Origin of the sequence: Streptomyces paludis, assembly GCF_003344965.1 — a bacterium.
GTDB classification, from domain to species: Bacteria; Actinomycetota; Actinomycetes; order Streptomycetales; family Streptomycetaceae; genus Streptomyces; species Streptomyces paludis.
In genome coordinates, this window is record NZ_CP031194.1 from 6,943,132 (window position 1) to 6,956,177 (window position 13,046).

13 protein-coding genes are annotated in these 13,046 nt (G+C 71.9%); 10 read left to right on the forward strand and 3 right to left on the reverse strand.

The annotated features are described in order from the left end of the window. The first annotated feature begins 222 nt into the window (after window positions 1-222). Window positions 223-1,269, forward strand: coding sequence for a multicopper oxidase domain-containing protein (locus DVK44_RS30650; RefSeq protein WP_114665541.1), 1,047 nt, complete (start codon window positions 223-225; stop codon window positions 1,267-1,269). Between the two features lie 116 nt (window positions 1,270-1,385). After that, window positions 1,386-1,745, forward strand: coding sequence for a cupin domain-containing protein (locus DVK44_RS30655; RefSeq protein WP_408055419.1), 360 nt, complete (start codon window positions 1,386-1,388; stop codon window positions 1,743-1,745). A gap of 27 nt (window positions 1,746-1,772) precedes the next feature. Here the strand turns inward: DVK44_RS30655 and DVK44_RS30660 are convergent, their stop codons facing one another. After that, the gene (locus DVK44_RS30660) at window positions 1,773-2,453 is read right to left on the reverse strand and encodes an endonuclease V (protein ID WP_114663883.1); all 681 of its coding nucleotides are present in this window, start codon (window positions 2,451-2,453) and stop codon (window positions 1,773-1,775) included. Window positions 2,454-2,553: 100 nt separating this feature from the next. Between DVK44_RS30660 and DVK44_RS30665 the strand changes: the two genes are divergently transcribed. The 6 genes from DVK44_RS30665 (at window position 2,554) to DVK44_RS30690 (ending at window position 8,548) form a co-directional block, all read left to right on the forward strand. Then, window positions 2,554-2,856, forward strand: a complete 303-nt coding sequence (locus tag DVK44_RS30665) for a YciI family protein (RefSeq protein WP_114665542.1) — start codon at window positions 2,554-2,556, stop codon at window positions 2,854-2,856. 125 nt (window positions 2,857-2,981) lie between these two features. After that, window positions 2,982-3,398: a spore wall synthesis regulator SsgD gene (ssgD, locus tag DVK44_RS30670; RefSeq protein WP_114663884.1), complete on the forward strand. Its 417-nt coding sequence runs from the start codon at window positions 2,982-2,984 to the stop codon at window positions 3,396-3,398. A gap of 354 nt (window positions 3,399-3,752) precedes the next feature. After that, on the forward strand, window positions 3,753-5,384 hold the full coding sequence (locus tag DVK44_RS30675) for an ABC-F family ATP-binding cassette domain-containing protein (protein ID WP_114663885.1): 1,632 nt from the start codon (window positions 3,753-3,755) through the stop codon (window positions 5,382-5,384). A gap of 146 nt (window positions 5,385-5,530) precedes the next feature. Then, complete coding sequence (ddaH, locus tag DVK44_RS30680) at window positions 5,531-6,307, forward strand: dimethylargininase (RefSeq protein ID WP_114663886.1); 777 nt, start codon at window positions 5,531-5,533, stop codon at window positions 6,305-6,307. A gap of 115 nt (window positions 6,308-6,422) precedes the next feature. Then, window positions 6,423-7,400, forward strand: a complete 978-nt coding sequence (locus DVK44_RS30685; RefSeq protein WP_114663887.1) for an acyl-ACP desaturase — start codon at window positions 6,423-6,425, stop codon at window positions 7,398-7,400. Between the two features lie 191 nt (window positions 7,401-7,591). After that, on the forward strand, window positions 7,592-8,548 hold the full coding sequence (locus DVK44_RS30690; RefSeq protein WP_114663888.1) for a chitosanase: 957 nt from the start codon (window positions 7,592-7,594) through the stop codon (window positions 8,546-8,548). A gap of 104 nt (window positions 8,549-8,652) precedes the next feature. On the opposite strand, the gene DVK44_RS30695 is transcribed toward DVK44_RS30690, so the two are convergent. Both DVK44_RS30695 and DVK44_RS30700 read right to left on the reverse strand, forming a co-directional pair. Beyond that, window positions 8,653-8,913, reverse strand: coding sequence for a WhiB family transcriptional regulator (locus DVK44_RS30695; RefSeq protein WP_408055420.1), 261 nt, complete (start codon window positions 8,911-8,913; stop codon window positions 8,653-8,655). Window positions 8,914-9,120: 207 nt separating this feature from the next. Next, window positions 9,121-10,320 (reverse strand): saccharopine dehydrogenase family protein, encoded by a 1,200-nt coding sequence (locus DVK44_RS30700; protein WP_114663890.1) that lies wholly within the window; start codon window positions 10,318-10,320, stop codon window positions 9,121-9,123. A gap of 268 nt (window positions 10,321-10,588) precedes the next feature. On the opposite strand from DVK44_RS30700, the gene DVK44_RS30705 reads away from it, so the two are divergent. Both DVK44_RS30705 and DVK44_RS30710 read left to right on the forward strand, forming a co-directional pair. Beyond that, window positions 10,589-11,788 carry a CaiB/BaiF CoA transferase family protein gene (locus DVK44_RS30705; RefSeq protein WP_114663891.1) on the forward strand — a complete coding sequence of 400 codons (1,200 nt, stop codon included), beginning with the start codon at window positions 10,589-10,591 and terminating at the stop codon, window positions 11,786-11,788. After that, window positions 11,785-12,999: an acetyl-CoA C-acetyltransferase gene (locus DVK44_RS30710; RefSeq protein ID WP_114663892.1), complete on the forward strand. Its 1,215-nt coding sequence runs from the start codon at window positions 11,785-11,787 to the stop codon at window positions 12,997-12,999. Before DVK44_RS30705 ends, DVK44_RS30710 begins: the two co-directional genes overlap by 4 nt. Window positions 13,000-13,046 lie beyond the last annotated feature (47 nt).

Consider the following 13,046-nt stretch of genomic DNA (forward strand, 5'->3'; position numbering starts at 1 on the left):
CCACCCCTTCTCTGGCCAAAGAAACGATTGGTTCGGTTGGTTCGGAGCAACAGCGCCTGAAGCTAGACCTCTTTCGCCAACTCGCCAATAGATACGACCGGAATCCTCTGAACTTTGTCCTGAGTGTGGAAAAACGGGGATCCCTGGACTACGGTGTCGCCGTCACCGGGGTCAGCCGCACCCCGTCAACCTCCGCACGAAACCGGGGAGTTCGGCATGGCGATGGACAGGCGGAGCTTCAACCGGCGACTACTGGCGGGAGGCGCGGTGGCGGCGGCCGGTGCCGGGGCGACATCGTTGTCACTCGCCTCGGCCGCGACCCCCGGGGCGAACGTGGCGACGGCGGCGGACACCCCGCCGAGGACCGCCCCGGCGGGCGGCCAGGTCCGACGGCTCAGAATGTTCGCCGAGACCCTGCCGAACGGGCAGCTGGGCTACGGCTTCGAACGCGGCAAGGCGTCCATCCCCGGGCCGCTGATCGAGCTGAACGAGGGCGACACCGTCCACATCGAGTTCGAGAACACCACGACCATCCCCGTCAGCCTCCATGTCCACGGCGTCGACTACGACATCGCCAACGACGGCACCCGGATGAGCGGCAGCCATGTCGAGCCCGGCGCCACCCGTACCTACACCTGGCGCACCCACGCCCCGGGCCCCCGCGCCGACGGCACCTGGCAGCCGGGCAGCGCCGGTTACTGGCACTACCACGACCATGTCGTCGGCACGGACCACGGCACGGGCGGCATCCGCAGGGGCCTCTACGGCGGACTCGTCGTGCGCAGGAAGGGCGACATCCTGCCGGACAAGCAGTTCACCATCGTCTTCAACGACATGACGATCAACAACAAACCCGCCGCGGAGAGCCCCGACTTCGAGGCGACGGTGGGGGACCGGGTGGAGATCATCATGATCACGCACGGCGAGTTCTACCACACGTTCCATATGCACGGTCACCGCTGGGCCGACAACCGGACGGGCCTGCTCACCGGCCCCGACGACCCCAGCCGGGTGATCGACAACAAGATCACAGGACCGGCCGACTCCTTCGGCTTCCAGATCATCGCGGGCGAGCGCGGCGGCGCCGGCGCCTGGATGTACCACTGTCATGTCCAGAGCCACTCCGACATGGGCATGGCCGGCCTTTTCCTGGTCGCCCGGCCGGACGGCACGATCCCGGGCTACGAGCCCCACCACAGGGCGGCGGGCGGCTCGGCCGATACGGGTACGGCGGACGCGCCGGCCGGCCACGCGGATCACCAGGGCTGAGCCGGCGCCCCCGCGCGCCGTACGACGTGCGGCGTACGCTGGAAAGCGGGCCCGGGGGTGGGTCGCACCCAGCCAGGAGGCTGATCAGGATGACGCGCCTCATGTCCAGGAAAATGATGTGCGTGAACTTCGACGAACCCGACGAGACCCGTCCGTTCGAGGGCGGCATGGGCCGGCTGGACGTCATCGACACGGACAACGGGCCGGTCGGCCGCGCGGTCTTCGAGCCGGGCTGGCGCTGGTCCCAGCATGTGAAGCCCATCGCCGGAACGGACAGCTGCGAAGCCGCCCACACCGGCTATGTCATCAGCGGCCGGATCAAGATCGTCATGGACGACGGCGACGCGCTGGAGGCGGGCCCCGGCGACTTCGTCTCCGTGGCACCCGGCCATGACGCCTGGGTGCTCGGCGACACGCCGTGCGTGGTGATCGACTGGGTCGGCTACGGGACGTACGCGAAACCGGCCGGCGCCTGAAAGCCGGATGGCCGGGGCTCAGGACTACTACGCCGTCGCCTCCCGCAGCGCCCGGCGGCAGAGCGCGTCCGCGCGCCGGGTGGACTCCGGAAGCCGGTAGTCACGGGCGAGGCGCAGCGTGTGCGCGCAGGCGGTCGCCAGATCGACCCGGTGGCCGACCGAGACGAAGACCGGCTTCACGCCCTCCCGCGTACGCAGCGCCCGCCCCACCTCCTCGCCGTTCTCGGCCAGCAGCGGCGAGGAGTCGCCACGCCGCGCGCCCGGCGGCTCGTACGAGAAGGTGAACGGGTTCTTCGCCACGCCCAGCGCCGGCAGCCCCGTGACCACGCCGAGGTGCGCGGCGAGCCCGAAGCGGCGCGGATGGGCCAGCCCGTAGCCGTCGCAGACCACCAGACCGGGATCCGACCTCAGCGCCGCGAGCGCGGCCAGGACCGTCGGCAGCTCCCGGAAGGCCAGCAGACCCGGGATGTACGGGAAGGCCACCCGCCCCACGGCGGTGGCCTCCTCGACCACCGCGAGGGTCGCCGCGTCCAGCACGACCGCCGCCGCCGCGACCATGTCCCGCTCGTCGTCGTACGCCACATCGACGCCGGTCACCAGGCCCGTACCGGGCGGCGGCCCCGGCTCGTCGTGGACGACCAGACCCCGCAGCTCGTCCTGGACGGCGTGGGCCTCGGCCTCGTCGGCGGGTGTCGCGATCTCTGTCATGGTGGCCACAGCGTAGGCGCGCGGGCCCGCGCGATCCACGCGGGGATCCCCCGGGCATCCATTCACGCGGGCCGCGGACGCGAAGCCTAGGCTGGTGATCATGTTCGTACTGGAATTGACCTATACCGAGCCCATCGAGCGCGTCGAAGCGCTCATCGAGGACCATGTGGCCTGGCTGGACGCCGGATTCGCGGACGGTGTCTTTCTCGCCTCCGGCCGGAAGAACCCCCGTGACGGCGGCGTGATCCTGGCCGTCGGCGACGACCGCGCCGAGGTGGAGCGGCTGGCGGCGGCCGATCCGTTCGTGACCGGCGGTGTGTGCGTGTACCGGATCACCGAGTTCGCCGCGACGAAGACCGCCCCCGCGCTGGCTCCCTACCGCGAGGCGCCGCGACAGCCGTAAGACGGTGACACACCTCACTTCCTTTTCGCGCACGTATTGGGCCCGTCCGCCGTCTTTCCCTGTGGGAGACCGCGACAACCCGGTCCGACGGCGTCGGGCCCTCGTGCGACGAAGGGGAGCAGGACATGTCACCCGTCATCGAGCAGGCTGTGCACGCCAGACTCGTTTCGTCCGCGCCTCGGATGGAAATCGTGCCCGCGACACTCCACTACGACCAGGACGACCCCTTCGCCGTCCGGATGGCCTTCCCGCCGCCCGCGACCCTGGAGGGCACGGAGGTGACCTGGGAGTTCTCCCGCGAGCTGCTGGCCACCGGTGTCACCGAGGCCGCCGGGGTGGGCGATGTGCGGGTACGGCCGTTCGGTTACGGGCGTACGGTCCTGGAGTTCCACGCCCCCGAGGGGACCGCGATGGTGCATCTGCGCACCTCGGAGCTGCGGCGCTTCCTGGACCGGGTGCACGGGCTCGTCCCGGCCGGCCACGAGTACCTCTATCTCAATCTCGACCACGATCTGACCGAACTCCTGCGCGACGCCCGCTGATTCACCGGCCCCGAGCCTGAACCGAGCCCAATTCCGAGCCCGAGCCCGAGCCCGATCCGTAAGCCCCGACTCGCACACCGGCCCCGCCGCGCCGGAAAACGCGTTGACGCCCGCCGTCGCCCTTCCTACGGTGGGTGATGTCCTGTTGTCGTCGATCGGAGCAGTACGTTGCGCATCTGAGGTCCTGAGACACCGTGTCGCACAGCCATGCCCGCCGTACTCCGGCCGCGCTGTGTGTTCCGGGTGTGACCTCGGCTGCCCAGCCGCTCCCTCCTCGACCGGGATTCCTCCCCTTCGCGGTGTCTCCACACGTTGCCCACCACACCCCGCAACGACCGGAGAGACATCCCTTCCATGGCCACCACCCCCGCCCGGCTCACCTGCGCCGACCTGTCCTTCGCCTGGCCCGACGGGACCCCGGTCCTCGACGGCTTCCAACTGGCCGTCGGCCCCGGCAGGACCGGGCTGATCGGACTCAACGGATGCGGTAAATCAACCCTGTTGAAGCTGTTCGCCGGTGAACTCGCCCCGGCCGCCGGCCGCGTCGACGCCGTCGGCGAGATCGGCTATCTCCCGCAGACCGTGGTGCTCGACACCGCGCTCCGGGTGGACGAGGCCCTCGGGATCGCCGCGACCCGGACCGCCCTGCACGCCATCGAGGCCGGAGACGTACGGGAGGAGCACTTCGCGGCCGTCGGGGACGACTGGGACGTCGAGGAACGCGCCGTCGCCACCCTCGACCAGCTCGGACTGGGCCGGATCGGACTCGACCGGACCGTCGGCGAGCTGTCGGGCGGCGAGTGCGTTTTGCTCCGACTGGCCGCGCTGCTGCTGGCCCGCCCCGACATCCTCCTGCTCGACGAGCCGACCAACAACCTCGATCTGCCCGCCCGGCGGCGCCTCCACCGCGCCGTCGACTCCTGGCCCGGCGTGCTGGTCGTGGTCAGCCACGACCGGGAGCTGCTGGAGCGCGTCGACCGCATCGCGGAACTGCGGGACGGCGAGGTGCGCTGGTACGGCGGGAACCACTCCGCGTACGAGGAGGCCGTCGACCGGGAGCAGGCGGCGGCCGAACGCGCCGTACGCGCCGCGGAGGCCGATGTCCAGCGCCAGAAGCGTGAACTGGCCGATGCCCAGATGCTGCTGGCCCGCCGCAAGCGCTACGGCCAGAAGATGCACGACACCAAGCGCGAGCCGAGGATCGTCATGAACGGGCGCAAACGGGCCGCCCAGGAGTCCGCCGGGAAGCACCGCGCCACCCACGTCGAGCGGCTCGACCGGGCGAAGGAACGCCTGGACGAGGCGGTGGAGGCCGTACGCGACGACGACGAGGTACGTATCGAGCTGCCGCACACCAAGGTCCACCCGGGCCGGAGCGTGCTGACCCTGCGCGAACTGCGGCTGCGGTACGGGGCCGAGGTGCGCGGTGAGTACGCGATCCACGGCCCGGAGCGGATCGCGCTCGTCGGGCGCAACGGCGCGGGCAAGACCACCCTGCTGCGCACGATCGCGGGCGAGCTGTCCCCGGTCGGCGGCGAGGCGCTGGCCCATGTGCCGCTGCGCTTCCTGCCGCAGCGGCTCGATGTCCTCGACGACGGGCTGAGCGTCGTGGCGAACATGGCGCGCTTCGCTCCCTCGGCCACCCACCGCACCGTCCGGGCCCAGCTCGCCCGCTTCCTCTTCCGGGGCGCGCGGGCCGATCAGCCGGTCGGCACCCTCTCGGGCGGCGAACGCTTCCGGGCCTCGCTGGCGGCCCTGCTGCTCGCCGAACCGGCACCCCGGCTGCTGCTGCTCGACGAGCCGACCAACAGCCTCGACCTGGCCAGCGTGCGCCGGCTCACGGCCGCGCTGGAGTCGTACGAGGGCGCGCTGGTCGTGGCGAGCCACGATGTGCCGTTCCTGGAGTCCCTCGGCCCGACCCGCTGGCTGCTCCTGGACGGCGAGCTGCGCGACACCACCGCCGAGGAGGTACGGGAGACCATGTAGGGCCGGCGGAGGCGGAGAACCGGGCACGGAGCGGCCGGGTGCGGGGCGCCGCGGGCCGGCGGGTCATGATGGGCCCGCCGGTCCGACCCCCGGCCGGGCCCGCCCCGGCGCGCCCCCTCACGATCCGCACACCTGGAGTTCCGCCCGTGTCCCGTGTGAAAGCCCTGATCCGCCGCCCCGGCCCGCGACTCGCCGAAGGGCTGGTCACGCATATCTCCCGCACCGCCGTCGACACCGGTCTCGCGCTGCGGCAGTGGGAGGAGTACGCGCGGACACTGCGCGCCCACGGCTGGGAGACCGTCGAGGTACCGGCGGCCGACGACTGTCCGGACGCGGTGTTCGTGGAGGACACCGTCGTGATGTTCCGGAACGTCGCCCTGATCTCCCGGCCCGGTGCCCCCTCCCGGCGCCCGGAGACGGCCGCCGTCGAGGCGGAACTCGTCGCCCTCGGCTGCTCGGTGAACCGGGTGCGCGAGCCCGGCACCCTGGACGGCGGCGATGTGCTCAAGGTCGGCGACACGGTGTACGTCGGCCGGGGCGGCCGGACGAACGCCGAGGGGGTGCGCCAGCTGCGCGCCGCGTTCGAGCCGCTCGGCGCGCGTGTGGTGGCCGTACCCGTACAGCGGGTGCTGCACCTCAAGTCCGCCGTGACGGCGCTGCCCGACGCCACGGTCATCGGGTACGAGCCGCTGGTGGACGCCGCGTCGCTCTTCCCGCGCTTTCTGTCCGTGCCGGAGGAGTCCGGCGGCCATGTGGTGCTGCTGGGGGACGGGAAACTGCTGCTCGCGGCGAGCGCGCCGCGCACGGCGGAGCTGCTCTCGGATCTCGGATACGCCCCGGTTCCGGTCGACATCAGCGAGTTCGAGAAGCTCGAAGGCTGCGTGACCTGCCTCTCCGTACGCGTACGCGACCTGCGTACATAACGGAGCGCAACGACCGGTCCGGCCTCCCGGCTTGGCCTCCGGCTTACTGCGGCCTTAACCTACGGTGTCGTAACCTACGAACCCGTAGGTACACCTCCCGTCCCCTGGAGCCCTCGTGTCGATCACCTCTCCCCACCTCGGCAGTTCGTCGGACGCATGGACAGACGCCCGGCTGCTGTTCGCCCTGGAAGAGGTGGTGGAAAAGGAGCTGAACCGCCACCTCAAGGTGGCCAAGGACTGGATGCCGCACGAGTACGTCCCCTGGACCGACGGCCGGAACTTCCCCGGCTTCTTCGAGGACGGCGAGGAGTGGGAGCGCGGGCAGTCGAAGGTCACGGAGGTCGGCAGGATCGCGCTCGTGGTCAATCTGCTCACCGAGGACAACCTCCCCAGCTACCACCACGAGATCGCCACGCTCTTCGGCCGGAACGGCGCCTGGGGCACCTGGGTGCACCGCTGGACGGCCGAGGAGGGCCGGCACGGCATCGTGATGCGCGACTACCTGCTCACCTCGCGCGCGGTCGACCCGGACCAGCTGGAGCGCTTCCGGATGGCGCACATGGCGGAGGGGTACGAGTCGGACAACGCGCACTCGATGCTGCACTCCGTCGCGTACGTCGCCTTCCAGGAGCTGGCGACCCGCGTCTCGCACCGCAACACCGGACACCAGTCGGGCGACCCGGTCTGCGACCGGATGCTGGCGCGGATCTCCACCGACGAGAACCTGCACATGGTCTTCTACCGGAATCTGCTGGCCGCCGCCTTCGAGCTGGCCCCGGACCTGACCATGCAGTCCGTCCGCGATGTGGTCGTGGACTTCCGGATGCCCGGTCACGGCATGCCGGGCTTCGAGCGGGCCGCCGCGCAGATGGCCATCGGCGAGATCTACAACCTGCGGATCCACCACGACGATGTGATCCAGCCGGTGCTGCGCTACCTGAAGGTCATGGACATAAGCGGACTCGGCCCCGAGGGACTCAAGGCGCAGGAGGAACTGGGCCTCTACATGGGCGGCCTGAACAGCGAGGCGAGCAAGTTCGACGAGAAGCTCGCCGCCCGCAAGGCGCGGATGGCGGCCCGCGCGGCCGGCTGACCGCCGCGCCCGGCCCGCCCGCCGCCCTCCCCGTGCGGCAGGACTGACGATACGTCAACTACCGTTCCGCGTAACGGAATTCGCATCCCGGGCATACCGGCCCCAGCCCCGTTCCCCGCGCCGGACCGCTCTCCGGCGGTACGGGGGACGGGGCTGTCGGCTGCCCGGGGCGTCCCCCTACGCTGGGCCGGATGAAGCCCGTCACCCGTCTCTTCCTCATCGGTGCCCCCGTGCTCGTCGTCGCCGCCGTACTCTTCGGCGGCGGTGGCGGTTCGGAGGTCCTCGCCGACCATCCGCCGGAGCGCCCCGACCGCAGCGACGCCCCCGATCCGCTCGGGTCCGGGGCGTCGGGCGGCAAGGACGGCAAGGGGGACAAGGAGAAGGCGGAGGAGTCCGAGGAGACGGAGCGCCGGCTCGCCGCGCTGCCGCCCGGGCTGGCCGACCCGGGGATGAAGGAGATCGCCGCGAAGATCATGGCGAGCGCCGACCACTCCACACTCGAATGGCGCGGACAGTACGGTGTCATCGAGGACCTCGGCGACGGCAACGGCTACACGGCCGGGATCATCGGCTTCTGCTCCGGCACCGCCGACATGCTCCACCTCGTCGAGTCGTACACCAGCGACCATCCGGACAATCCGCTCGCGCGCTACCTGCCGGCCCTGCGCGAGGTCAACGGCACCGACTCGCACGAGGGACTCGACCCGGACTTCCCGGCGGCCTGGGCGAAGGCCGCCGAATCCCCGGACTTCCGCGCGGCGCAGGACCGGACCCGGGACCGGCTCTACTTCGAACCGGCCGTACGGCTCGCCAAGCTCGACGGGCTGGGCACCCTGGGGCAGTTCATCTACTACGACGCGATGGTCCTGCACGGGCCCGGCACCGACGCCAGGGGCTTCTACGGCATCCGGAAGACGGCGCGGGAGCGGGCGGCGACCGCGGCCGACGGCGGTGACGAGAAGACGTATCTGAACGCCTTCCTGGACGGCGCCCGGCAGGTGATGAAGACGAAGTCCGTCGTGTCCCAGCGGGACTCGTCGCGGATCGACACCGCTCAGCGGATCTTCCTGCGGGACGGCAACACGGCGCTGGAACCCCCGCTGACCTGGCAGATGTACGGGGAGACCTTCCGGATCCCCGCCCGCTGAGGAGGGCGCGGGCCTCTCTCGGCGTCATGGCGCCAGGTCGCCCGGGTCCGGCGGCGTGCGGTGTCATACGCGTCCTGCGACGTCGTACGGCGTCCTGCGGCGGATCAGCCGCCCGCGCGCCGGAGGCGGTGCCGCTCCTTCTCCGAGAGGCCGCCCCACACGCCGAAGCGCTCGTCATGGGTGAGGGCGTACTGAAGGCAGGCGATCCGGCCCTCGCAGGCACCGCAGAGGCGCTTGGCCTCGCGGGTGGAGGAGCCGGGCTCGGGGAAGAAGAACTCGGGCCCGGTCTGGGCGCACAACGCACTCTCCTGCCAGGAGAGTTCTTTCCTCGCGCGGTCGGTCGTGGTGCTGGTGGTGATGTTCATCGGCATAGCGGAAGAGTGCCCGGCCGGGATAAACGCATGATTGATGAACCGTCAATGCCGCCCGGCGAAGGGGCGGTTCGGCCGTGGGGACCGCTCGGCTCGATCCCCGCGGTCACCCTAGCGTCGCGGTGCGTGACGCCGAAAGGGTACGGAGACACGGCGCGCCGCCCGCGTACTTCGCACCGGGCCGCGCCGCCCGGCAGATGCTCAGCCGACGGCCCTGCTGTCGGCCACCCGGAACACCGTCCCCGCCGCCCGCAGCCGCTCCCGCAGCGCGCCCCCCATCGCCATCGCCGTGGTGACCTGCCCCGAGGTCTCCGGCAGCGCGTCGAAGGCGAGACAGAGCGCCGACTCGGCCAGCGACTTCGACGATTCGTCGTAGCCGGGATCACCGCCCGAGACCTCGGTGAGGACCCGCCGCCCGCCGCCCGTGCCGACGAAGCGCAACGAGAACCGGCTCGCCTCACGCCGGGTGGCGTCCGGACCCGTGCCCGGCGCGTACCGCCCCAGCAAGGCACGTCTCGCCGGGGGCAGTTGGGCGGCGACCAGCAGCCCGCCGGCGATCAGCGGGGCGGACAGCGCGACCGGCAGGGTCCGTACCGACGCGTAGTGCCGGTAGCCGAAGTCCGGGCCGTACCGGGGCAGCGCGGCGGCGGAGCGCGCCACGACCCACGGGTCGGGGGCGGGCAGCGGCAGGGCCCAGGTCCCCGTCTCCCGGCTGAAGCGCGGCGCGCCGAACGAGGCCCCGGCCCGCCGGCCGACCGGTCTCGGCTCGTACAGCCGCCGCTCCCGCGCCGCCGCCATCAGCTGCCGGCCGCGGCTCATGGCGGTCACGGTCGCGGCCAGGGTCCCGCCGGAGAAGAAGGCGTTGGTCCGGACGAATCCGTCCACCCGGAGGGGAACGCCCTCGGGCAGCCGCTCCACGGTGAACTGCGTGCCCAGATCGGCCGGTACGGAGTCGAAGCCGCAGCCGTGCACCAGCCGCGCACCCGTCTCCCGGGCGCGTACGTCGTGGCGCAGATACATCCGGTCCGCGAACTCGGCCTCGCCGCACAGATCGGCGTAGTCCGTCCCCGCCTCCGCGCAGGCCGCGACCAGACCTTCGCCGTACCAGAGATACGGGCCGACGGTGGACGCGACCACCCGCGCCGACTCCGCGAGCGCCCGCAGCGAGTCCGGGTCGCGCACATCGGCGCGCAGCAGGGGCAGCACGGCGCAGCGCGGATCGATCGCGGTGAGCCGCTCGCGCAGCAGCTCCAGCCGGGCGTGGTCGCGCCCCGCCACGGCCCACCGGCAGCCCTCGGGCGCGTGGGCCGCGAGATACTCCGCGGTGAGCGCTCCGGTGAAGCCCGTCGCTCCGAAGAGCACAATGTCGTACGGGCGTTCCGCCCTGTTCCTGTCGGCCATCGGGCCCTCCCCCATCGGTCCGCAGACGCTGCCGAGCCGAAGGCTAGACGAGTAAGTCCGAAGTCGCGTCTGCGGGGAAGCGCCATGCACGCACATCCGCGGCGTTGTCGGCGCGGGCCCGGCGCGGCTTCGGCGTCGACCAAGCGCTTGCTCGGGTGGCCGGGTGGGGCACTAGCATCACGGTGTGACACCAGGTGAGCCGGAGACCGAGTCGGGAATCGGGTCGGAAACAGGGTCGGAAATCGGCTCGGACAGCGCGGGGAGCAAGATGGCAGCGACAGGAAGCGGTCCGCTGACCGGCGTACGCGTGGTCGAGCTGGCCGGGATCGGACCGGGGCCCTTCGCCGCGATGACGCTCGCGGACCTCGGCGCCGATGTCGTCCGCGTCGACCGGCCCGGCGGCCCCGGGCTCGGTATCGACCCGGCGCACGACCTCACCAACCGCAACAAGCGCTCCGTGCTCATCGACCTGAAGACTCCCCAGGGCGCCGCTCGCGTGCTCGAACTCGCCGGGCGTGCCGACATCCTCATCGAGGGGTACCGGCCGGGCGTCGCCGAGCGGCTCGGCATCGGCCCCGACGTATGCCTGGCCCGTAATCCCCGGCTCGTGTACGGGCGGATGACCGGCTGGGGCCAGGACGGGCCGCTCGCGGAACGGGCCGGGCACGACATCGGCTACATCGCCGTCAGCGGCGCGCTCTCCATGATCGGTACGGCCGGGGAGCCGCCCGCGCTGCCCGCCAATCTGCTCGGGGACTACGCGGGCGGCGCGCTCTACCTGGTCATCGGGGTGCTCGCGGCGCTCCAGCACGCCCGTACCCCGGACGGCGCCGGACAGGTGGTGGACGCGGCGGTCGTGGACGGCTCCGCCCATCTCACCACCATGATCCACGCGATGATGGCCGCGGGCGGCTGGCAGGACCGGCGCGGCGCCAATCTGCTCGACGGCGGCAGCCCCTTCTACGGTTCGTACGAGACCTCCGACGGCGCCTATATGGCGGTCGGCGCGCTGGAGCAGCGCTTCTACCGCGAGTTCACCGAACTGCTGGGCATCGCCGACGAGTTGCCCGCCCGTACGGACTTCGCGCGCTGGGACGAGCTGCGGGAGGCCGTCGCCGCCCGCTTCCGTACGCGGACCCGCGCCGAGTGGACGGCGGTCTTCGAGGGCTCGGACGCCTGCGTGGCCCCCGTACTCACCCTCCGTGAGGCGCCCGCGCACCCGCATCTCGTCGCCCGCGGCACCTTCACCGACCACGCGGGCACCGTCCAGCCCGCCCCCGCGCCCCGCTTCTCCGCCACCCCGGGATCCCTGCGCCGGCCGCCCGCCCGGCCGGGCGCGGACGGCGCCGAAGTGGCCCGCGACTGGGGGCTCCCGGACGCAGACGCGGCGTCAGCACCGGCCCCGGCGTCAGGAGCGGCCCCGGACGCGGCCGATGGATCCGACCGAAACGAAAGGCAGTCGCCATGAGCACCGAAGCGTTCGTGTACGACGCGATCCGCACCCCGCGCGGCCGGGGCAAGGCCAACGGCGCCCTGCACGGCACCAAACCCATCGATCTCGTCGTCGGCCTGATCCACGAGACCCGCGCCCGGTTCCCCGGGCTCGACCCGGCGGCCATCGACGACATCGTCCTCGGTGTGGTCAGCCCGCTCGGTGACCAGGGCTCGGACATCGCCCGGATCGCGGCCGTCGCCGCCGGACTGCCCGACTCCGTCGCCGGGGTACAGGAGAACCGCTTCTGTGCCTCCGGCCTCGAAGCCGTCAACCTGGCCGCCGCCAAGATCCGTTCCGGCTGGGAGGACCTCGTCCTCGCGGGCGGCGTCGAGTCGATGTCGCGCGTGCCGATGGGCTCCGACGGCGGCGCCTGGGCGATGGACCCGATGACCAGCTTCGAGGTCGGCTTCGCCCCCCAGGGCATCGGCGCCGACCTGATCGCCACCCTCGGCGGCTACAGCAGGCGCGATGTGGACGAGTACGCCGCGCTCTCGCAGGAACGGGCCGCCACCGCGTGGAAGGAGGGCCGCTTCGCCCGCTCGGTGGTGCCCGTCCTGGACCGCAACGGCCTCACCGTCCTCGACCACGACGAACACCCGCGCCCCGGCACCACCGCCGACTCCCTCGCCGCGCTGAAGCCGTCCTTCGCGGCCATCGGCGAGGCGGGCGGCTTCGACGCCGTCGCGCTCCGGAAGTACCACTGGGTCGAGGCGATCGACCATGTCCACCACGCGGGCAACTCCTCCGGCATCGTGGACGGCGCGGCGCTCGTCACCCTCGGCTCCCGGGAGACCGGCGAGCGGTACGGGATGACACCGCGCGCCCGGATCGTCTCGGCCGCCGTCTGCGGCTCCGAGCCCACGATCATGCTCACCGGCCCGGCCCCCGCCAGCCGCAAGGCCCTCGCCAAGGCCGGGCTGACCATTGACGACATCGACCTGGTCGAGATGAACGAGGCGTTCGCCGCCGTCGTGCTGCGCTTCGTGGACGACATGGACCTCACCCTCGACAAGGTCAACGTCAACGGCGGCGCCATCGCGCTCGGCCATCCGCTCGGGGCCACCGGCGCCATGCTCCTGGGCACCCTCGTGGACGAACTGGAACGCCAGGACAAGCGGTACGGGCTCGTCACGCTCTGCGTCGGCGGCGGCATGGGCGTCGCCACCGTCGTGGAACGCGTCTGACCGGTCCGGCCCGCCCGGCCCGCACCCGACCACCGATCCGGAACTCC